This is a genomic window from Lentzea chajnantorensis (assembly GCF_054300775.1).
In genome coordinates, this window is record NZ_JBSDZT010000002.1 from 579105 (window position 1) to 599620 (window position 20516).

General features: G+C 71.6%; 22 protein-coding genes and 1 pseudogene. 10 read left to right on the forward strand and 13 right to left on the reverse strand.

Features of this window, described 5'->3' with window-relative positions; all coding sequences use genetic code 11:
- Positions 1-344: 344 nt before the first annotated feature.
- Positions 345-2840, reverse strand: a complete 2496-nt coding sequence (locus tag ACVDFE_RS03370; protein WP_458429546.1) for a sacsin N-terminal ATP-binding-like domain-containing protein — start codon at positions 2838-2840, stop codon at positions 345-347.
- Positions 2837-3565: a DUF3027 domain-containing protein gene (locus tag ACVDFE_RS03375; protein ID WP_360385555.1), complete on the reverse strand. Its 729-nt coding sequence runs from the start codon at positions 3563-3565 to the stop codon at positions 2837-2839. Before ACVDFE_RS03375 ends, ACVDFE_RS03370 begins: the two co-directional genes overlap by 4 nt.
- Before the next feature lie 58 nt (positions 3566-3623).
- Here ACVDFE_RS03375 and ACVDFE_RS03380 point away from each other — a divergent pair, with 58 nt between their 5' ends.
- From ACVDFE_RS03380 to ACVDFE_RS03390, 3 genes are read left to right on the forward strand one after another with little or no spacing between them, the layout of a single operon-like run.
- Entirely contained in the window at positions 3624-4361 is a 738-nt protein-coding gene (locus ACVDFE_RS03380) for a glutaminyl-peptide cyclotransferase (protein ID WP_458429547.1), read from the forward strand.
- Positions 4362-4371: 10 nt separating this feature from the next.
- Positions 4372-5895: an MFS transporter gene (locus tag ACVDFE_RS03385; protein WP_458434259.1), complete on the forward strand. Its 1524-nt coding sequence runs from the start codon at positions 4372-4374 to the stop codon at positions 5893-5895.
- 10 nt (positions 5896-5905) lie between these two features.
- On the forward strand, positions 5906-6361 hold the full coding sequence (locus ACVDFE_RS03390) for a DUF2771 family protein (RefSeq protein ID WP_458429548.1): 456 nt from the start codon (positions 5906-5908) through the stop codon (positions 6359-6361).
- Between the two features lie 13 nt (positions 6362-6374).
- Here ACVDFE_RS03390 and ACVDFE_RS03395 read toward each other — a convergent pair whose 3' ends face one another.
- Both ACVDFE_RS03395 and ACVDFE_RS03400 read right to left on the reverse strand, forming a co-directional pair.
- Complete coding sequence (locus ACVDFE_RS03395; RefSeq protein WP_458429549.1) at positions 6375-6959, reverse strand: HD domain-containing protein; 585 nt, start codon at positions 6957-6959, stop codon at positions 6375-6377.
- A 13-nt stretch (positions 6960-6972) separates the two neighbouring features.
- On the reverse strand, positions 6973-7362 hold the full coding sequence (locus ACVDFE_RS03400) for a cold-shock protein (protein ID WP_360385545.1): 390 nt from the start codon (positions 7360-7362) through the stop codon (positions 6973-6975).
- A 126-nt stretch (positions 7363-7488) separates the two neighbouring features.
- Here ACVDFE_RS03400 and ACVDFE_RS03405 point away from each other — a divergent pair, with 126 nt between their 5' ends.
- On the forward strand, positions 7489-7689 hold the full coding sequence (locus tag ACVDFE_RS03405; protein WP_360385543.1) for a hypothetical protein: 201 nt from the start codon (positions 7489-7491) through the stop codon (positions 7687-7689).
- On the opposite strand, the gene ACVDFE_RS03410 is transcribed toward ACVDFE_RS03405, so the two are convergent.
- Complete coding sequence (locus ACVDFE_RS03410) at positions 7664-8278, reverse strand: HAD family hydrolase (RefSeq protein WP_458429550.1); 615 nt, start codon at positions 8276-8278, stop codon at positions 7664-7666. The two genes, ACVDFE_RS03405 and ACVDFE_RS03410, sit on opposite strands and share 26 nt — an antisense overlap.
- A 52-nt stretch (positions 8279-8330) precedes the next feature.
- On the opposite strand from ACVDFE_RS03410, the gene ACVDFE_RS03415 reads away from it, so the two are divergent.
- Complete coding sequence (locus ACVDFE_RS03415) at positions 8331-8873, forward strand: TetR/AcrR family transcriptional regulator (RefSeq protein WP_360385539.1); 543 nt, start codon at positions 8331-8333, stop codon at positions 8871-8873.
- 42 nt (positions 8874-8915) lie between these two features.
- Positions 8916-10121 carry an Nramp family divalent metal transporter gene (locus ACVDFE_RS03420; RefSeq protein WP_458429551.1) on the forward strand — a complete coding sequence of 402 codons (1206 nt, stop codon included), beginning with the start codon at positions 8916-8918 and terminating at the stop codon, positions 10119-10121.
- Here ACVDFE_RS03420 and ACVDFE_RS03425 read toward each other — a convergent pair.
- Positions 10100-11053, reverse strand: coding sequence for a Gfo/Idh/MocA family protein (locus ACVDFE_RS03425; RefSeq protein WP_458429552.1), 954 nt, complete (start codon positions 11051-11053; stop codon positions 10100-10102). The two genes, ACVDFE_RS03420 and ACVDFE_RS03425, sit on opposite strands and share 22 nt — an antisense overlap.
- A gap of 23 nt (positions 11054-11076) precedes the next feature.
- Between ACVDFE_RS03425 and ACVDFE_RS03430 the strand changes: the two genes are divergently transcribed.
- Positions 11077-11451 carry a YccF domain-containing protein gene (locus ACVDFE_RS03430; RefSeq protein WP_360385533.1) on the forward strand — a complete coding sequence of 125 codons (375 nt, stop codon included), beginning with the start codon at positions 11077-11079 and terminating at the stop codon, positions 11449-11451.
- 13 nt (positions 11452-11464) lie between these two features.
- Here ACVDFE_RS03430 and ACVDFE_RS03435 read toward each other — a convergent pair whose 3' ends face one another.
- From ACVDFE_RS03435 to ACVDFE_RS03450, 4 genes are read right to left on the reverse strand one after another with little or no spacing between them, the layout of a single operon-like run.
- On the reverse strand, positions 11465-13060 hold the full coding sequence (locus ACVDFE_RS03435) for an AMP-binding protein (protein WP_458429553.1): 1596 nt from the start codon (positions 13058-13060) through the stop codon (positions 11465-11467).
- Positions 13061-13073: 13 nt separating this feature from the next.
- Positions 13074-13859, reverse strand: coding sequence for a metallophosphoesterase (locus ACVDFE_RS03440; protein WP_360386629.1), 786 nt, complete (start codon positions 13857-13859; stop codon positions 13074-13076).
- Between the two features lie 53 nt (positions 13860-13912).
- On the reverse strand, positions 13913-14704 hold the full coding sequence (locus ACVDFE_RS03445) for an HAD-IIA family hydrolase (protein ID WP_360385529.1): 792 nt from the start codon (positions 14702-14704) through the stop codon (positions 13913-13915).
- 3 nt (positions 14705-14707) lie between these two features.
- Positions 14708-15154 (reverse strand): MarR family winged helix-turn-helix transcriptional regulator, encoded by a 447-nt coding sequence (locus ACVDFE_RS03450; protein WP_458429554.1) that lies wholly within the window; start codon positions 15152-15154, stop codon positions 14708-14710.
- Between the two features lie 115 nt (positions 15155-15269).
- On the opposite strand from ACVDFE_RS03450, the gene moaA reads away from it, so the two are divergent.
- Positions 15270-16328, forward strand: a complete 1059-nt coding sequence (gene moaA, locus ACVDFE_RS03455) for a GTP 3',8-cyclase MoaA (protein WP_458429555.1) — start codon at positions 15270-15272, stop codon at positions 16326-16328.
- Positions 16325-16588, forward strand: coding sequence for a MoaD/ThiS family protein (locus tag ACVDFE_RS03460; protein WP_360385525.1), 264 nt, complete (start codon positions 16325-16327; stop codon positions 16586-16588). The genes moaA and ACVDFE_RS03460 overlap by 4 nt, the downstream gene beginning before the upstream one ends.
- Here ACVDFE_RS03460 and ACVDFE_RS03465 read toward each other — a convergent pair.
- The 3 genes and pseudogenes from ACVDFE_RS03465 to ACVDFE_RS03475 form a co-directional block, all read right to left on the reverse strand.
- Positions 16552-17229, reverse strand: coding sequence for a tetratricopeptide repeat protein (locus ACVDFE_RS03465; RefSeq protein ID WP_458434260.1), 678 nt, complete (start codon positions 17227-17229; stop codon positions 16552-16554). The genes ACVDFE_RS03460 and ACVDFE_RS03465 overlap by 37 nt on opposite strands.
- Before the next feature lie 142 nt (positions 17230-17371).
- Positions 17372-19030 (reverse strand): annotated as a pseudogene (locus ACVDFE_RS03470) (tetratricopeptide repeat protein); the annotation flags it as partial.
- On the reverse strand, positions 19027-19158 hold the full coding sequence (locus ACVDFE_RS03475; RefSeq protein WP_360385521.1) for a hypothetical protein: 132 nt from the start codon (positions 19156-19158) through the stop codon (positions 19027-19029). The pseudogene ACVDFE_RS03470 and the gene ACVDFE_RS03475, both read right to left, overlap by 4 nt.
- 570 nt (positions 19159-19728) lie before the next feature.
- Between ACVDFE_RS03475 and ACVDFE_RS03480 the strand changes: the two genes are divergently transcribed.
- Positions 19729-20382, forward strand: a complete 654-nt coding sequence (locus ACVDFE_RS03480; RefSeq protein WP_458429556.1) for a transglycosylase family protein — start codon at positions 19729-19731, stop codon at positions 20380-20382.
- The last annotated feature ends 134 nt before the right edge of the window (positions 20383-20516 follow it).

Genomic DNA, 20516 nt, shown 5'->3' on the forward strand with positions numbered 1-20516 from the left:
GTCAGCTCCAGCCGCGTCAGCTCCACCCAGCTCAGCTCAGCCCACCCAGCTGCTCAGCCCGGCCAGCTCAGCCCAGCAGGGTCGCCGCCGTCGGTTCGGTGATCAGCGCCGCGAACGTGTGCCGGTCCTCCCACCGCTGCGTCACCCACGCCAGCGCCCGTGCCAGGCCCTCCGGGGTGTCGGCCGCGTGCGGGACGTCCGCCATCCACCAGTCCACCCGCTGACCGTCGACCAGCAGCTGCTCGTGCACCACCACGACACCGTCGGGCAACGGCACTTCGAGCAGTTCGCAGGCCATCCGCACGGCCGCCAGGTCGTGCCACTGCACGATCTCGCCGACGTGGTCAGGTGAGCCGTCGAACTCCTCGGAGGCCAGTGCCAGGTCCAGCAGGTCGGCGAGCTCCTCCGAGCCCTCGGCGAGCAGGACGCGGGACGCGGGTACGACGCCCAGGAGCCACGGGTGGTCCAGGACCACCACGTCGTCGGCCGGGACGACCTCGCCGGACAGCACGCGGACGCGTGCGGGGGGTGCGAAGTCGCCGTCGGGCAGTGCCGCGTGGGCGCGGAGCACCACGGCGTCCGCGATGGTGCGGCCGGGGTCGGCGAGGCGGCTCAGGACCAGCTCGGCATCGTCGTCGTCGAGGATCTCCAGGCGGGAGCGGACGCCGGCGGCGCGCAGCACGTGGTCGGGGAAGCTCCAGGTCCGGCACGACGTCGAACAGGCCCTCCAGGGCCGTGGCGCCGGGCAGGCGGTACTCCTGCGGGGCGCGGCCCGCGAGCGTGGCGTGGCGGGCGATCCACCAGCCCGTGTAGCCGTCGGGTTCGGTGACGGCGCGCCAGGTCACCGGGTCGGCGGCGAGCAGGCGCAGTGCCGCGGGCCAGTCGGCGACCAGGTCGAGGTCGCGGACGGCGACGACGCGTGCCGGTTCGTCGGGGCCGGCGGTCCACCAGGCCTGTTCGTCGGCCAGGTCGTGGTCTGGGCCGGCCGGTTCGTCGTCGACCACCAGGGTGAAGCCGTCGACGACGCCGAGGGCCACCAGCGCGGTGCGCGGGTAGGTGTCGGCGACCTCCTTCGACAGCACCGGGAACGCGTCCGACTCCAGCACGCCGACCAGCGGGGAGTCGGGCAGCAGCAGCTCGTCGGCGCGGTGCCACTCGCCGGCGGCGTCGGGCAGGGCCAGTGCGCCGAGCCACGGTTCCTCACCGGCGCGCAGGGCGGCGCGGTCGACGAGGCGCAGCACGGTGTCGATCAGGTCGTCGGCGTCGAGGCCCGCTTCGGCGTCCTCCAGCGACCGCGCCACGTTCTCGCGCAGCGACGGGTCGGCCAGCAGCTCGGTGGCACCCGCCTCGACGGCGCCCAGGCGGACCAGCAGCGGGTGCACGGCGTCCGGGTGCACGACGCGCAGGCCGGGCAGCGGTTCGTCGGCGATCAGGGTGGTGCGCGGGCCGGTCACGGTGCGGCCGTCGGCCAGCGGCACCGGCAGCGACTGCAGGGCCTCGCGCACGTCCGGGTCGACCTCGGCCAGCGGTGCGAGGGCTGCGTAGACGTCGTGCCACCAGCCGGGGTCGCCGTCGATGCCCGCCAGCGCGGCGACCACCTCGGCGATCGAGACGCGCGGGACCTCCAGCGCGGCCAGCGCCTTCGCGTGCACGGGAGCGGACAGCTCGGCGTCCAGCAGGCCGGGCAGGGCGTCCTCGACCAGCTCGACGAGCTCCTCGGAGCCGACGTCCAGGACGCGGGCGCGGGCCGGGGCGATCCACTCGCCCGACGCCAGCGGCAGCCATTCGGCCGAGCGCAACGCCCCCAGCACCGCCGCGCGCAGCCGGTCGTCCACTTCGGACAGCGGGAAACCGGGCAGCGGCACCAGTGCCGTGCGCTCGACGGCGGGAACGCGGGCGACCAGCCGCGGGTACAGGGCCGCGGCCGACTCCAGCACCGCCCACGCGGCGGCACCGGGCAGCACCCGGCGGCGCGAGGGTTCGACCGGCACGGTCGCGATCAGGCGGGCGGGCAGCGACAGGCGCTCGTCGGTCGGGGTCGGCGCGTGCAGCACGTCCTCGCCCAGCGGCTCGTCCAGCGGGTACGCCCACGTGGCGGTCCACTGCGGACGGTGCTCCACGCCCTGCACGAGCTCGGCGGGCAGCTCACCGGAGACCTGCTCGACCAGCCAGCGCGCCGGCCCGACGGTCACCACGCCGTCGGCGGTGACGAAGCGCTCCCACGACTGGGAGCCGATCTCGACGCGGCGCAGCCCCGGCAGCGCCAGCAGCAGGTCCGGCACCTCGGCGGCGAGGTCGTCGAGCGACAGCTCGACGGTCAGCGGCAGCCGGACCTCGGTCGTGAACCCGTCCGGCACCGGCTCGTCGCACGGCCACACCAGCCGCAGCACCGGCACGTCACCGCCGCGTTCGGCGGCCAGCTCCGGGACCTCCGTGCGGGTGCGGGCGGCGGAGAACTCGACACCACCGGACACCGAGACCACGCGCGGCGCGTCCGTGACGGCCAGCACGGCCGCGAACCCGACGCCGAACTGCCCGACGCCCGACTCCTTGGCCGAGGCCCGCAGCGAGGCCAGTGCCGCCACGCCCGCGGCGGTCAGCGGCGCACCGGTGTTGGCCGCGCGCAGCTCCCCGTCGACGAGGGTGATCCTCAGCACACCCGGCGTCTCGCCCGCGGCGTCGGCGGCGTTCTGGGCCAGCTCGACCAGCAGGCGATCGCGGTAGCCGCCGATGCGGAGGTCCTCCTCCGCGTTCGCGTCCTCGCGGAACCGGGTGGGCGAGCCGCGCCAGGCCGCGAGGACCGAAGTGCGCAGGGCCTCGGTGCCGAACGGGTCGGTCACTCCGAGACGTCCAGCTGCGCGTCGTCGTAGACCAGGTCGGCGACCGGGACCATGGGGCTCATGTCGACCTCGACCTGCGAGTGCGCGCCGCAGCCGTACTCGACGTGCACGACGTGGCCGTCGGCCGGCGCGATCTCGTTCGCGCACACGCCGAACGCGGCGCCGAACGCACCGGCCACGCGGGTGTAGAAGCCGCAGGTGCCGCAGTGCGCGGGCGCCGAGCGGGCCATGTCAGAGCGGGGACCGAAGTCGGAGGCGAGCCAGCGGTCGGCGGCGTCGAGCCGGCCCTCGCGGGACAGCACGCGCTCACGGCCGAGGCCGATCTCCAGCGCGACCTCCTCGACGGCCGGGTCGTCGGACTGGACGTGGCCGGAGACCAGTCGCGGATCGTCCTCGCGGGCCGGGAACAGGTCGCCGACGCCGAGGTCACCGGCGCGAACCCGTTCACTCCAGGGCACCCACTCCGGGGCGACCAGCGCGTCCTGGCCGGGCAGCAGCACGACCTCGCTGACCGACACCGGGGAACCCTCGCCCGCGCAGGCGACGGTCACGGCCCAGTTCCAGCCGCGGTAGCCCGCGTGCTCGGCCTCGAAGAGGTGCGTCACCGAGAACTCGTCCTCGGCGGACACCCCCACATGAGCACCGACGCGGTCCAACCCGGCTTCCTCCTGCGCGGCGGCGCGGGCGAGGTCAACGGCGTCGGCGAGCAGTTGCGTGGCGTTCACGAGCTGAATTGTGCCGCAGGACTTCGCGGGGACGAAAACTCGTGCCACCCTCCGTGGGGTGCGCTCACCCGTCTGGCTGGTCCTCGTCGCGGTTCTCGCCGCCTGTTCGGCCCAGCAGGAAACAAAACCGCAGGTAGAAGTCCTGCAAAAGATTCCGCACGACACAACCGCGTTCACCCAGGGGTTGGAACTCGTCGACGGCGTCCTCTACGAGGGCACCGGTCTGGAGGGCGAGTCGTCGATGCGGGCGCTCGACCCGGCGACCGGCGAGGTGCGCAAGGAGGTCGACCTGCCGCAGGAGCTCTTCGGCGAGGGCATCACGGTCGTCGGCGACACCATCTGGCAGATCACCTGGCGCAACGGCGTGGCGATCGAACGCGACCGGAAGACGTTCGACGAGATCCGCCGCGTGTCCTACGACGGTGAGGGGTGGGGCATCTGCCACGACCAGTCCCGGCTGGTCATGAGCGACGGCAGCGCGCAGCTCACCTTCCGCGACCCGAAGACGTTCGCCGAGACCGGCAGCGTGCGGGTCACGCGGGACGGCAAACCGCTCGCGCAGCTCAACGAGCTGGAGTGCGTCGGCGGCGAGGTGTGGGCGAACGTGTGGAAGACCGACGAGATCGTGCGCGTCGACCCGGCCGACGGGAAGGTGACGAAGACCTACGACCTGTCCTCGTTGAAGCCGCAGGGTGACGTCGACGTCCTGAACGGCATCGCGCACGTCCCGGGCACCGACGAGTTCCTGGTCACAGGCAAGAACTGGCCCACCGTCTTCCGGGTGCGCTTCCACTGAATGGGGCAGGATTGACGGTGTGACGGGCGACCGCGGGTGGAGTGACGAGCCGGCTCCGAAGCGCTACCCGTGGCAGGACGACGAGTACCGGCCGCGGTCGCGCGGCGCAACGCCGTCCGGGCAGGGGTCCGGGCACGGGTTCGAGCCCCCGCCGCGCCCGCAGAGCACCCGGCCGTTGCCGAACTCCGACCAGCAGACCACCCCGACGCCCAAGCCGCCGAAGAAGCTCACGGTCACCCGCGTCGCGTGGTTCCGCTCCAAGCAGCTGTCGCAGCAGGCGGTCGCGGCGTTCCGGCGCGCGGCCCACGCCGACGGTGCCGGGAAGTCCGGCATGTCGTCGGTCACCTACGCGGTGATGATGAACTACGCGGCCGACGCGGCGATGGCCGTGGCGCTCGCGAACACGCTGTTCTTCTCCGCGGCGAGCGCGGAGTCCAAGACGAAGGTCGCGCTGTACCTGCTGATCACCGTCGCGCCGTTCGCGCTGGTCGCGCCGGTGATCGGTCCGTTGCTGGACAAGGTCCAGCGTGGTCGGCGGCTCGCGCTGGCGGCGTCCTGCGTGCTGCGGATCGGCCTGTCGGTCGTGATGGCGCTGAACTTCGACAACTGGCTGCTGTACCCGGCGGCGCTGGGCAGCATGGTGCTGTCCAAGTCGTTCACGGTGCTCAAGTCCGCGATCACGCCGCGAGTGCTGCCGCCGGACATCACGCTGTCGAAGACCAACGCGCGCATGACCGTCTTCGGGCTCGCGGCGGGCGCGGTGTTCGGTGCGTTCGCGGCGGGCTTCGCGAACATCTTCGGCTCGCCCGGGGCGCTGTGGTTCACGGCGGTGCTGTGCCTGGCGAACGCGGTGCTGTGCATGCGCATCCCGTCGTGGGTCGAGGTGACCGAGGGCGAGGTGCCCGCGGCGCTGCGCTCCCGCAACCCGGCACGGCGGCCGATGTCGCGGCACATCGTGGTGTCGTTGTGGGGCAACGGTTCCATCCGGGTGCTGACCGGGTTCCTGACGTTGTTCGCCGCGTTCGTGGTGCGCGAGCAGACCGAGGGTGACGCGGTCCGGCAGTTGCTGCTGCTGGGCGTGATCGCCGGTGCCGCCGGAATCGGCAGCTTCCTGGGCAACGCGATCGGCGCGCGCCAGCAGTTCGGCAAGCCCGACGAGGTGGTGCTGGGCTGCGTCGGCACGGCGCTGGCCGCCACGGTCGTCGCCGCCGCGCTGCCGGGCCTGGTGACCGCCGCGATCGTGGGCCTGCTGGGCGCCACGGCCTCGTCGCTGGCCAAGATCAGCCTGGACGCGGTGATCCAGGACGACCTGCCGGAGGAGTCGCGCGCGTCGGCGTTCGGCCGGTCGGAGACGATCCTGCAGCTGGCGTGGGTGTTCGGCGGCGCGCTGGGCGTGCTGCTGCCGCCGACGTTCTGGATCGGGTTCCTGGTGGTGGCGGTGCTGCTGGCGCTGGGGTTGGCGCAGACCTGGATGTACCGCAACGGGACCTCGTTGCACCGGCTCGTCCGCAGGCCGGCCGGAGCCACCCCGTAGGCTGCCTGACGTGCGTCGACTTGCTGCTGCCCTGGCCGTTGGACTGCTCGCGCTGACGGGGTGCTCGCTCCCCCGCCACTACCCCGAGGTGACGTTCCACGCGAACGGCAAGACCATCCAGGTCGAGCCGGCGGTGTACTGCGACCTCGGCGGCGACAACTGCGCGGAGCGCAGCCAGCCCGCGAAGCTGAAGGTCCCCGCGGGCAAGGTCGTGCAGATCTCGGTCGACGGCCAGCTCGCCGACGGGCTGTGGGAGGCCGTGTTCCTGTACCGCGACGCGGCGGGCAAGGAGCAGACCACCGGCACCGGCCTGCTGGGCAAGGGCGAGAACTTCACGTACACGCTGTCGTTGCCGGACAAGACCGACCAGCTGCTCGGCATCGAGATCCACGAGGCGGCCGCCGCGGTGCTGGAGACCGGTCAGCCGCTGCTGCGCGGCTACTGGGCAGTCGAGGTGACGTCCTGACCCCTGCTGTGCCCTAACGGCGGCCGAACGCCTCCCACCACTCGCTGGGAGCGATGCGGAGAGCGCTGTCCAGCAGCGCCTTGCCGGTGTCGGTGACCACCGACTCCTGCATGGTCTGGATGAAGCGCTCCATCTTGGCGATGCCGGCGGCCTGGTATTCGCGGGCCTGCAGCAGCAGTTCGAGCTTGTCGGCGTCACGGGAGCAGCGCGCCTCGGGCGTGTGGTCGATGTCCTTCGCGGCCTCGTGCTCGGCGACCAGCGCCTCGACGTGCGCGGCCAGCGGCGCGGGCAGGTGCTGGACCTGGTCGCGCGCAACGGCTTCCGGCGGCACCTTCACGTCCAGGTACAGCTTGCCGACGTACGGGATGTCGCCGGTGCGCGCCTCGGGCACGTCGTGGAACAGGCCCAGCGTCGCCGCCCGGTCGGCGTTCGCGCCCTCCTGCACGGCGAGCGCGTACGCCAGAACGCCCACCCGGAACGAGTGGGCGGCGACCGACTCGGGGTGCTGGACCCCGGCGAACAACCACCCCGCCCTGGGCAGGCGCTTCAGCTGGCCGACCTCGTAGAGGAACTCGACGATCCGATCCGCGTCAGACATGACGCCGATCCTTTTACGGATCGAGGTCCCGCGCCACCGCCCGCACGACCTCGGCGACGAGCTTCATGCTCTTCTTGTCCGACGGGTAGCGGCCGCGGCGCAGGTCGGGCTGGACCTTGTTCTCCAGCAGCTTGATCATGTCCTCGATCAGGCCGTGCAGCTCCTCGGCAGGGCGGCGACGGGCCTCGGCGACGGACGGCGCGGGGTCGACCAGGCGCACGGACAGCGCCTGGGGTCCTCTGCGGCCCTCGGCCATGCCGAACTCGATGCGCTGGCCGGCTTTCAGGCCTTCGACGCCGGGTGGCAGTGCGGACTTGCGGACGTAGACGTCCTCGCCACCGTCCTGGGTGACGAACCCGAAGCCCTTCTCCGTGTCGTACCACTTGACCTTGCCGGTCGGCACCGCGCTCACCATTCCCTTGCTCTTGCACAACGAACGCGCCCCAGGGGCGTACCCAGGACGCGTCCCACCAGAGTAGCCAGAAGACCTTGGGGAAGGCACCTCCGTTAGCGCGACTACGCTGGCGGTATGACCGCTCCGAAGTTGATGCCGCTGGCCATCGGCCTGTTCGCCGTGGGCGTACTGGCGATCGTGGTGGTCTTCGCGCTGTTCCTCACCGGCCACGGCGACCTGCCCGTGTGGCTGAACGTCGCCGCCACCTACCTGCCCGCGATCGGGCTCGGGCTGGGGATCGTCGCGGTGATCAGGAAGTCACGCCGGAGGTCCTGAGCCACTCCGGGAACTCGCGCAGGTCCGCCAGCACGACGGCGGCGCCCGCCTCGACGAGCTCCTGCCGGCTGCACGGCCCGGTCACCACGCCCACGCCCACCGCGCCCGCCGCGGCCGCACCGCGCATGTCGCCGACGTGGTCGCCCACGTAGACGGCGGCGCCGTGCAGCTTCAGCGACTCGGCCTTGCCGGTGGACCACAGCTCGCCGTAGAGGTGGTCGACCTCCCAGCCCAGCGCCTCCAGGTGCAGTGCGGCGTTCTTGCGGTACTTGCCGGTGACGACCATGGTCTCGCCGCCGAGCTCGCGCACGCACGCCAGCGCGGCGGAGGCCCCCGGCAGCGCGACGGTCGCGGGGATCACGACGTCCGGGTAGAGCGCGCGGAACAACGTGATCAGCTCCGGGATCTCCTCCTCCGGCACGCCCATGTCGCGGTAGATCATGTCGAGGGGCGGGCCGAGGTTCGCCGCGAAGTGCTCGCCGTCGAGGTCGTGGCCGGTGCGGGCGGCGACCTCGTTCAGCACCGCGGCCATGCCCGGTCTGGGGTCGATGAGCGTCATGTCCAGGTCGAAACCCACGGTGAGAGGCACAGAACTCGACTCTACGTCTTTACAAAATCCGTAACTGTGTAAAGCTGTCCGTGTGAGCGACATCACCGAGCTCCTGATCGAGTCGGCCGCCGACCTGTTGGCGGCACACGGATTCCACGGGTTGCGCATGATCGAGGTGGCCAGTCGCGCGGGGGTGAGCAGGCAGACCGTCTACAACGAGTTCGGCAACAAGGAGGGGCTCGTCCAGGCCGTTGCCGCGCACCGCACGGAGGAGTACCTGGCGGGCATCGCGCAGCGGCTGCGGCAGGACCCCGACCCGTGGCGGGCCATGCGGCTGGCGTTCCGGTTCACGTTCGAGCAGACCGAGAAGGACCGGCTGGCCTCGGCGGTGCTCACCGGGCAGGACGCCGAAGACCTGTTGCCGTTCCTCACGATCCGCGGCCACCCCGTGCTGTTCCAGGCCACCGAGGTGGTCGAGCGGCACCTCACCGAGCACTTCCCCGGCAAGCACGTGCGGTTCACGGCGGAGACGACCGTGCGGCTCGCGCTGAGCCACCTGCTGATGCCCAGCGGGGACCTCGACGGCGCGATGGACGCCGTGATCACGGTCGCGCGCCTGACCCTGGAGGCCTGACTCCCGTTGTTGCCATAATCTGGCAACAAGGGGAGGTGTCCGGTGGTCGCTGTCGGGGCGCGCCTGCGTGCGGGCGCGGCGTTGCTCGGTCCGGCGTTCGTCGCCGCGGTCGCGTACGTCGACCCCGGCAACGTGGCCACGAACACCGCGGCGGGCGCGACGTACGGGTACCTGCTGGTGTGGGTGCTCGTCGTCGCGAACGTCATGGCCGGGCTCGTGCAGTACCTGTCGGCGAAGCTCGGCCTGGTCACCGGGAAGTCGTTGCCGGAGGCCGTGCGGGACCACCTGCCGCGGCCGGCGCGGCTCGCCTACTGGGGGCAGGCCGAGGTGGTCGCGATGGCGACCGACCTGGCCGAGGTCCTGGGCGGTGCCATCGCGCTGCGCCTGCTGTTCGACCTGCCGCTGCTGCTCGGCGGCGTGATCACCGGCGTGGTGTCGACGGTGCTGCTGCTGGTGCGGGACCGGCGCGGGCAGAAGCCGTTCGAACGGGTCGTCACGACGATGCTGGTCGTGATCGCCGTCGGGTTCGTGGCGGGGCTGTTCGTGGCACCGCCGTCGGTGCCGGACGCGGTCACCGGCCTGGTGCCGCGGTTCGCCGGCGCGGACAGCGTGCTGCTGGCGGCGGGCATGCTCGGCGCGACCGTGATGCCGCACGCGGTGTACCTGCACTCGGCGCTGGCACGGGACCGGCACGGGCAGAACCCGGCGCTGCTCGGCACCACGAAGGTCGACGTGGTCGTCGCGATGGTGCTGGCCGGTGCGGTGAACATGGCGATGCTGCTGCTGGCGGCGTCCGCGTTGCAGGGCGGGGAGGACGTCGGCACGCTCGAAGGCGCGCACGCGGCGGTCGGTGCCGCGCTGGGCGGCGGGGTCGCGTTGCTGTTCGCGCTCGGGTTGCTGGCGTCCGGGTTCGCCTCCACCGCGGTCGGGTGCTACGCCGGTGCGGTGGTGATGGACGGGCTGCTGCGCGTGCGGGTCCCGTTGCTGACCAGGCGACTCGTCACGCTGGTGCCGGCGCTGGTGGTCCTGGCGTCCGGAGTGGACCCGACGTTCGCGTTGGTGCTGTCGCAGGTGGTGCTGTCGTTCGGCATCCCGTTCGCACTGGTGCCGCTGGTGTGGCTGACCGGGCGCCGGTCCGTGATGGGCGGGTTCACGAACCGGCGGGCGGTCACCGTCGCGGCGTGGGCGGTGGCCTTCGCCGTCGTCGTGCTGAACGCCGCGCTGATCTACCTGACGACGTCCGCATAGGACACACCGAGCTGACCGAGCGCGGTCTCCATGATGCGCATGATCTCCACCGAGTCGTTCCACGTCATGTCCGCGTGCTCGACGAACCCCATCGCGACCCAGTCGTCGACCGACCGGATCTGGTGCGTGTAGCCGCCGTCCTCGGCCGTGTGCTCGACGCCGTTGATGAGCACCCTGGTGGGGTTGTAGAAGGCCTCGGGGATGTCGATGCGCCCCTCGGTGCCGATGATGGCGGCGCCGGCGCCGGTGTCGGCGGTCAGCGAGCAGCCCAGCAACGCGTGCGCGCCGTTCTCGTAGCCCAGCAGGATGCCCGCGTCGGCGTCCACGCCGCTCGGTGCGAGGCCGCCGTGCGCGTGGACCGTGCCGGGAACGCCCAGGAGCAGGTGCGCGAGGGAGACCGGGTAGACGCCGAGGTCGAGGACGGAGCCGCCGCCCGCCTCCTTGGCCCACAGCCGGTCGTTCGCGTCGAAGGCGTGCCGGAACCCGAAGTCGGCGCGGACCAGCCGCACCTCACCGATCTCACCGGCGCCGACGGCCTCCACGACCTTGCGGATCAACGGGTTGAAGCGCGTCCACATCGCTTCCATGAGGAACAACTGCGTGGTCCTCGCCCGGTCGACCATCTCCTCGACCTGCGCGACCGTCAGCGCGAGGGCCTTCTCGCACAGCACGTTCTTGCCGGCGTCGAGGGCGGCGAGCACGACCTCGTGGTGCTGGCCGTGCGGCGTGGCCACGTAGACGACGGTGACGTCCGGGTCGGCGAGCAGCTCGTGGTAGTCGCCGTAGGCGCGCGGAATCCCGAACTTCTCCGCGAACTGCTCGGCCCTCGCGACGTCCCGAGAGGACACGGCACCCACCTGGACACCCGCCTTGAGCATGTCAGCGGTCACCGCATGCGCGATGCCGCCCGTTGCGATCACACCCCACGTCATGCCGATCAGCTTAGATTGGAGTCATGCGCCTCATCCTGAACGTGATCTGGCTGGTGCTCGCCGGTTTCTGGATGGCCGTCGGCTACGCGGTCGCCGGTCTGATCTGCTGCATCCTGATCATCACGATCCCGTGGGGCATCGCGTCGTTCCGCATCGCGAACTACGCCCTGTGGCCGTTCGGCCGCGAGGTCGTCGAGAAGCCGGGAGCGGGCACGGGCTCGCTGCTGGGCAACGTCATCTGGATCCTCGTCGCCGGGCTGTGGCTCGCCATCGGCCACGTCGTCACCGGCATCGCGCTGTGCATCACGGTCATCGGCATCCCGCTGGGCGTGGCCAACTTCAAGCTGGTCAAGGTCTCGCTGGTGCCGCTGGGCAAGGAGATCGTCGAGGTCCCGTGACCCGCGGACGGCCTCAGGCGTGCCGGGCGCCGTCGTCCAGCCCGAGCAGCTCCACCGACCTCGCGCGCATCTCCACCTTGCGCACCTTGCCGGTGACCGTCATCGGGAACTCGTCGACGACGTGCACGTAGCGCGGGATCTTGTAGTGGGCGAGCTTGCCGGCGCAGAACTCCCGCACCGCCTCGGCCGTCAGCGGCGCGGCGCCCTCGCGCAGGCGCACCCACGCCACGAGCTCCTCGCCGTACTTCGCGTCCGGCACGCCGACCACCTGGGCGTCGAGCACGTCCGGGTGCGCGTGGAGGAACTCCTCGACCTCGCGCGGGTAGACGTTCTCGCCGCCGCGGATGACCATGTCCTTGATGCGGCCGGTGATGGTGACGTACGAGTCGTCGTCCATCACGGCGAGGTCGCCGGTGTGCATCCAACCGGCGGCGTCGACGGCCTCCGCGGTCTTCTCCGGCTCGTTCCAGTAGCCGAGCATCACCGAGTAGCCGCGGGTGCAGAGCTCGCCCGGCGTGCCGCGCGGGACCGTGGCACCGGTGACCGGGTCGACGATCTTGACCTCCAGGTGCGGCCCGACGCGGCCGACGGTGCCGACGCGGCGGTCGAGCGAGTCGTCGGCGCGGGTCTGCGTCGACACCGGCGAGGTCTCGGTCATGCCGTAGCAGATGGACACCTCGCCCATGCCCATGCGCTCGACGACCTGCTTCATCACCTCGACCGGGCACGGTGAGCCGGCCATGATCCCGGTGCGCAACGACGAGAGGTCGTAGCCGTCGACCAGGTCGAGCATCGCGATGAACATCGTCGGCACGCCGTAGAGCGAGGTGCAGCGCTCCTCCTGCACCGCCGCGAGGGTCGCCGCCGGGTCGAACGCGGGTGCCGGGATCACGACGCACGCGCCGTGGCTGGTCGCCGCGAGGTTGCCCATGACCATGCCGAAGCAGTGGTAGAACGGCGGCACCACGCAGATGCGGTCCTGCTCGGTGTAGCCGAGCAGCTCGCCGACGAAGTAGCCGTTGTTGAGGATGTTGTGGTGCGACAGGGTCGCGCCCTTGGGGAACCCGGTCGTGCCGGACGTGTACTGGATGTTGATCGGGTCGTCGCGGTCCAGCTCGACCTCGGGCAGCTCCGCCGCTCTCCACCGCGGATCGTCGAGGAACACGACGTGCCGCAGCTGCGGGCAGCGCGGCCGCACCTCGTCGACCATCCCGGCGTAGTCGGAGGTCTTGAACGACCGCGCGGACACCAGCGTGTGGATGCCCGCCTGGTTCAGCACGTACTCCAGCTCGTGCACCCGGTAGGCCGGGTTGACGTTGACCAGGACCGCGCCGATCCGGGCGGTGGCGTACTGCACGAAGACCCACTCCGCGCAGTTCGGTGCCCAGATGCCGACCCGGTCGCCCTTGCGCACGCCCAGCGCCGTGAGACCGGCGGCGACCCGCTCGACCTCGGCCGCCAGCTCCGCGTAGGTCCACCGGCGGCGCGTCGCCCTGTCGACGAGTGCCTCGCGGTCGCCGAAGCGCTCGACGGTCGCGGCGAGGTTCGCGCCGATGGTGTCGCCCAGCAGCGGGGCGGTGGACGTGCCCGAGGAGTAGCTGGCGGTCATCCGCCCACCGTAGTCAGGCCCCGGTGTACGGCAAGGGGACGACGAGGCACGGCCCGCCGCTGTAGAGGCCGGCGTCGATCGCCAGCACCTTGTCGTCGGCGTAGACCAGCGGCCCGTCGATCTGCTCGGGCATGACCCCGAGCTGGTCGGCGATGACGCTGTGCCCGTGCACGATCCTGTTGCCGCCCAACGTGGCCAGCAGCTCGTCGGCGATCTCCGGGCCCTGCGGCCCGCGGAAGGCGTACCTGGTCGTCATCTTGCGCCAGCACTCCCACCACTCGACGAGGTCGTCGCCCTTGAGCACCTGGCGGACGGCCTCGTTGACCTCCTCGATCGAGGACCCCCATTCGAGGTAGGCGACCGTGTCGGAGTGCATCAGCAGGTGGTCGGCGCGCAGCTTGAGCACCGGCCGGGTCGTGAGCCACTCGAGGTGCGCCTCGGTCAGCCGGTCCTGGTCGCTGCGCAGCCCGCCGTTGAGCAGCCAGCTGCGCGCGAACGACCGCGGCCCGAGGCTGTCGGGCACCTGCTCGTCACCGAACCGGTGCATGCCCAGCAGCAGCACCTCGTGGTTGCCGATCAGCGAGTTGACCGAGCCACCCGCCTCGGCCGCCTCCTCGCCCAGGCGCATGACCAGGTCGATCACGCCCACGCCGTCGGGACCGCGGTCCACGAAGTCGCCGAGGAACCACAGCTCGGCCGCACCGCCGGTCCAGTGCCCCTCCTCGTCGCACAGCCCGGCGACGTGCAGTGCCCTGATCAGTTCGGCGAGGTGCCCGTGCACGTCACCCACGACGTGCATCGGACGGCGATCCGTGTCCACCTCCGCGACGATAGGTGATGAACCCTCGCGCGTCAGTGGTCAGTCCAGTCGCCGAACGGGTCCTGGGAGTGACCGACGAGCTCCGCGATCGACTTGAGCACCCGCGTCGGGCGGTACGGGTACATCTCGGCGTGCTCGGCGGTGAAGATCCCGGAGAGCACCAGGATCGTCGACAGGCCCGCCTCCAGGCCGGAGCGGACGTCGGTGTCCATCCGGTCGCCGATCATGAGGGCGTTCTCGCTGTGCGAGCCCAGCGCGCGCAGGGCGGACCGCATCATCAGCGGGTTCGGCTTGCCGACGTAGTACGGCTCACGCCCGGTGGCGCGCTCGATCAACGCCGCCACGGCACCGGTCGCGGGCAGCGAGCCCTCGCGTGACGGGCCGGTCGCGTCGGGGTTGGTCGCGATGAACTTCGCGCCCTCCTCGACCAGGCGGATGGCCTTGGTGATCGCGGTGAAGCTGTAGGTGCGGGTCTCGCCGAGCACGACGTAGTCCGGGTCGCGGTCGGTCAGCACGTACCCGATCTCGTGCAGCGCGGTCGTGAGACCGGCCTCGCCGATGACGAACGCCGAGCCGTTCGGGCGCTGCGAGTCGAGGAACCGCGCGGTGGCCAGCGCCGAGGTCCAGATGGACGACTCGGGGATGTCGAGGCCGGTCCGCTGCAGCCGGGCGCGCAGGTCGCGTGGCGTGTAGATGGAGTTGTTCGTGAGCACGAGGAACGGGGTGCCGGAGGCGCGCAGCTCTCCGACGAACTCGTCAGCGCCGGGGATCAGGTGCTCTTCGTGCACCAGAACGCCGTCCATGTCCATCAAGTAGTGCCACATGGTCTAAGTATCGATCACGCGCTTGCGGAACGTCTCGATCTGGAGCTTGAGATAACGCTCGATGACCGCGAGCTCGGCGTCGTCGAAGTGGCCGAGCACCTCGACGAGGCTGTGGTAGGCGTTGGCGAAGAGCTCGCCGAACTTCTCCACGTCGCCCACCGTGACCTCGACGAGGACCTTGCGCCGGTCGTGCGGGTCGCGGACCCGGCGGACGTACCCGGCGCGTTCGAGGCGGTCGATGACACCGGTGACGGCGCCGGTGGACAGGCCGGAGAGCTCGGCGAGCCGACCGGCGGTCAGCGGCCCCTCGGCCCGCATCGCCAGGTCGATGCACTTCTCGTCGGTCGCCGACAGGCCCATCTGCTCGGCGACCTTCGTGTGGAACATGACGGTGAGCGCGCTCTGCTCCCGCATGTACCAGGTGAACCTCTCCAGCACTTCAGGTTCCATGTGGAACATCTTAGCCGCTAAGACAATTGGTCGTGGATGTGCTCCAACTGGGCGGAACGTGAGAAACCTCCGTTGTGGAGGTACCTACAAGAGGTTGTTCATTAAGCTGAATGAGGTGACAGCAGTGGAGTTGGGACTACCCGTGGTGCGCGGCACCCCCGACGTGTCCGCACGTCCGGACACGCCGCTGCTCGTCGACCGGTTCGGGCGGGTGGCCAAGGACCTGCGGGTCTCGCTCACCGACCGCTGCAACCTGCGCTGCACCTACTGCATGCCGGCCGAGGGCCTCGACTGGCTGCAGAAGGACGAGCTGCTCACCGACGACGAGCTGGTCCGGCTCATCCGGATCGCCGTGGTCGACCTGGGCGTGACCGACATCCGGTTCACCGGCGGCGAGCCGCTGCTGCGCCGCGGGCTGGAGCACGTGATCGCGTCGACCGCCGCGCTGGAGCCCCGGCCGCGGATGTCGATGACCACGAACGGCATCGGGCTCTCCCGCCGCGCGAAGTCGCTGAAGGACGCGGGCCTGAACCGCATCAACGTCTCGCTCGACACCCTCGACCCCGACCGGTTCGCCACGCTGACCAGGCGCGACCGCATCACCGACGTGCTCGACGGCCTCGACGCCGCCCGCGAGGCAGGCCTGGAACCGGTGAAGGTCAACTCCGTGCTGCTGCGCGGCGTGAACGAGGACGAGGCCGTCCCGCTGCTGCGGTTCTGCGTCGAGAACGGTTACCAGCTGCGGTTCATCGAGCAGATGCCGCTCGACCCGCAGCACGGCTGGACCCGCACGAACATGGTCACGGCCGACGAGATCCTGGCGATGCTGTCGCAGGCCTTCACCCTGACCCCGTCCGAGGTCTCGCGCGGCGGCGCCCCCGCCGAGCGCTGGCTGGTCGACGGCGGCCCCGCGACCGTCGGCGTGATCGCGTCCGTGACCAGGCCGTTCTGCGCCGCCTGCGACCGCACCCGGCTCACCTCGGACGGCCAGGTCCGCAACTGCCTGTTCAGCCGGTCGGAAACGGACCTGCGCGCGTTGCTGCGCGACGGCTCCCCCGACTCCGCCGTCGCCGACGCCTGGCGCGCCACCATGTGGGGCAAGGCGGCCGGTCACGGCATCAACGACGCGGGCTTCAGCCAGCCCGACCGGCCCATGAGCGCCATCGGAGGATGACGGTGACCACCGCGGTGAAGGTCCGCTACTTCGCGGGTGCGCGCGCTGCGGCCGGTGTCTCGGACGAGGACCTCGTGCTCGAAGGCTCGCCGAGCGTGGCCGTGGTCGTCAGCGCGATCGGGGAACGCCACGGCGAACGGCTCGGCAAGGTGCTGGCGGCGTCGAGCTTCCTGCTGGACGGGGTGGCCGTGCGGGACACGTCGGTGCCGGTGCGGGCCGGGGCTCAGCTGGACGTGCTGCCGCCGTTCGCGGGCGGCTGACCCGCGTCGTCGCCCGAGCCGCGGGGGTCCACCGGCTGCGTCAGCCGCCGTTCCCACGACCTCCGCCCGGTCACCCGCGCCAGCTCCAGCCCGCGCAGCCGCTGGCGTTCGGCCTCCTCGAAGTCCCCGAGCGCCCGGTGGACCTCCACCAGCTCGGCCACGACCTGCACCTGCCGCACCCGCAGCTGGGCGCGTTCGGCGCGGTCGTCGGCCTCGGTGGCGCAGCGCAGTGCCGACGCCAGGTCGCCCGCGGCGCGGTGGTCGGCGGCCAGGCCCGCGAGCGCCTGCACCTCTCCCCTGGCGAAGCCGGCCCTGCGGGCGATGGCGAGGGCCTGCTCGTGCTCGGCGAGGGCTTCCTCGACGCGGCCCTGCCGTTGCAGCGCCATGCCGAGGGTGATGCGGCCGTCGGCCTCGTTCATGTCGTCGGCACCGGCCACGGCCAGGTCGACGGCGGCGCGCGCGTCGCGTTCCGCCTCGGCGTAGCGGCCCTGTTCGAGGCGCAGGAACGCGTGGGTCTCCCGGCTGCGGCTCGGGAAGTGCGGGCCCAGCTCCGGGGTCGTGAGGGTGGCGACCTCGGCGAGGTACCGCTCGGAGGTCTCCAGGTCGCCGGGGAAGAGGTAGACGGAGGCGAGGCCCTGCAGGCAGTAGGCGACACCCGCGGTGAGGCCGGAGGCGCGGGAGAAGCTCCAGCGCCTCCTCGCCGTAGGCGACGGCCAGGTCCAGCGGGCCGAGGTCCACGAGGATGCTGCTGAGGTTGTAGAGGGCGTTCGGGCTGCGGTCGAGGGTCAGCGACTCCTCCATCGCCGCCACCGCCTCCGCGAGGTGGCCGAGCTCCCAGTGGATGATGCCGAGGTTGGTCAGCAGCGAGCTCAGCGCCGCGTGGTCGCCGTGGGAACGGGCCAGCGCGACGGCGCGGGTGTACTCCGGCAGTGCCTCGGCGAACTCGCCGGACCGCCAGTGCGCGAGACCGAGCGAACCGTGCATGGTCGCCTCCGCGCGCTGGTCACCGAGGGTGCGGGCGGCGCGCAGGCCGGCGCGGGCGCTGGTGCGCCAGTCGACGACATCCGCGGAGTGGTGCAGGAAGTGGGCGCGCATCGCGTCCGTGAGCTGCCAGGCGACGGGCCGGTTGGCGGCGGCGAGGACGGCGGCGACGACGTTCTGGCGTTCGGTGTCGAGCCAGGCCAGCGCGCCGGCCATGGTGCCCAGGTCGTGGGCGGGCAGGTCGGCGGGCAGCTCGGGCAGCGGCAGGCGGTGCAGCTCCGGGTTCAGCGTGCGGCCCGCGCGGTCGGCGTTGAGCAGGTAGTACGCGAACAGCCGGGTCGGCGAGGCATCGCCCAGACGCAGTGCGTAGGCGCGCAGCAGGTCGTGGAGGCTGTGGCGGTCTTGCGCGCGTTGCACCAGGTTCGCCGCCACGAGCTGGTCCAGCGGTTCGGCGGCGGGCGAGCCGAGCAACGCGGTCGCGGCCTCGACGCCGAAGTCGGGGCCGGGGACCTGGCCGAGCAGCCGGAACAGCCGCTGGGCGCGGTCGGGCAGCGCCAGGTAGGACAGCTCGAACGTGGCGCGCACCGCGGCGTCGCCCTCGATCTCCAGCGCGTCCAGCCGTCCCTCGCCGCGCAGGTCGACCAGGTAGTCGGCGAGGTGGCGGTCGGTCAGGTGCGCGGCGGCGATGCGCAGCGCGAGCGGCAGGTGGGCGCACCAGCCGACGAGCTCGGCGCGGTCGGGTGAAGCGCCGTCGACGCGCATGTTGGTGAGCAACGCGTCGGCCTCGGCGTCGTCGAACACGTCGAGCCGGATCTGCTCGTGCTCCGGCAGGTCGGTGCGGCTCGTGACGATCACCCGGCTACCCGCGCCGGCGGGCAGCAGCGGGGTGACCAGGTCGGCGGTGGCGTTGTCGACCACCACCAGCAGCCGCAGCCCCGCGGTCAGCTCCCGGTAGAGCGCGAGCTGCGCGTCCGGCGCGAGGGGGACCTGTTCGGCGCCGAGCGCGCGCTGGAACCGGGCGAGCGCCTGCTCGACCGTCACCGGCTCGCTCGCGGAGAACGCGCGGAGGTTCACGTGCAGCTGCCCGTCGGGGAAGCCGGCCCGCAGCCGGTGCGCGACGTGGACGGCGAGCGAGGTCTTGCCGACACCGGGCGGGCCGGTGATCGCGAGGACGGGGGCCGTGGCGGCCAGCGCGGCGGCGATCTGCGGTGCGCGGCCGACGAAGTCGGGCAGGTCGGCGGGCAGCTGGCGCGGACCGGGCCTGCGCACGACCAAGCGGTAGCCGTGCGGTTCGGTGACCACGGCCTCGGTGGCGCGCAGGCGCCGGACGAGGTTGCGCAGCGCCGCCTTCGGGTTCGCCGGCCGGTCATCGGGCCAGACGGTGACGACCAGCTCGTCGAACGGGACGGGCTGGCCGGGACGGGCGGCGAGTGCGGAGCGGAGCAGGTCGAGCCTGGTCATGCGCGGTCGAGGTCCTCCTCCCGGGAACGGCACCCGGTCTCGGCCACGAGCGCGGGGCCCGCGCGCTCCGCCTCGTCCTCGGCGCTGTGCGCCTCCTGCGCGAGCTCGACGGACTTGATCTCGGTCACCAGTGCATCGTCGAGGCGTCGGCGCACGAGCGCGAGTCGGGCGTGCGAGTCGAGACCGGAACACGGCGGCCCGACCGGCGAGCGCCTCGGGCGGCGGACGAGCTGTAAGCCGAACGGGTGCATCGAGGAGTGCGCGCAGTCTGCTCGCCTCCGCCGCGCACTTGATCGCAGGGGCGTCCTCCCACCGTGAGGAGGACGTCTCCGATGGCCTAGTGGTCGTGAGCCACGACTCACTTTCCGTGAAAGATCTCGGTCGATCTCGGATTGGAAACAGACCGATAACGGCGCTCCTGAGCTGCGGTTTTGTAGATTTCCGACAATAAACCGAACCGTTACTGTGACGCGCATCACGGTCGGTTCCGTTTGGCGGTGCCGCCATGGGCTACGTACGGTCACATCTCGGCTGGCCCCGAACCGGCCGAGAGCACCACCGGAGAACCGAGCACCGAACCCAGTCCACACGGTTCCCCGGACATACCCCGAGCGAGAGACACCGCTGGACTGGGACGCAGGAGCACACCGGGCCCCGAACCCGAGCTGCTGACGCAGGTGTGGTGGACCGAGAGGCACATGGCTTTCAACCGTGGCACGCAGGGCAAGCAGGGTTCCGCAGCTCGCACCATCGCCAAGGTCGCGGTCGCCGGCATCATCGCCGGTGCCCCTCTGAGCCTGGCCGTTGGCACCGCCAACGCCGCCCCCTCGATGGACTGGGACGCCGTCGCCAAGTGCGAAAGCGGCAACAACTGGTCCATCAACACCGGAAACGGCTACTACGGTGGCCTCCAGTTCTCGATGCAGACGTGGCAAGGCCACGGAGGCCAGGGCAACCCCGCCCAGGCGTCGCGCGAGGAGCAGATCCGCATCGCGGAGCGCGTCCTGCAGACCCAGGGCTACAAGGCCTGGCCGACCTGCGGCGTGAAGGGCCTCGGCGGCCAGACCGCCCCGGCTCCGGCCCGTCAGGCCGCCCCCGCCCCGCAGCAGCAGCAGCAGCAGCGCCAGGTGCAGCCCCAGCAGCGCCAGGCCGCCACGCCGGTCGCCCCGGTCGTCGTCGCGGGTTCGAAGTCGAACCCGAACGGCACCTACGAGATCAAGGCGGGCGACACGCTGTCGAAGATCGCTGACGAGCAGAAGGTCAGCGGCGGGTGGCAGGCGATCGTGGAGAAGAACAAGGGGTTCCTGACGAACCCCGACCTGATCTTCCCCGGTCACAAGCTGGCGCTCTGAGCGTCGAACGTCGTTGGCCCGTGACGGGCTGATGCAAGAACAGGGACCTCATCGCGACCCCCCGGCGGTGAGGTCCCTGTTCGCGTCGGCGGGCACGGGCGTGAGATGGACGGGCACGGACCCACGCGTTGTCC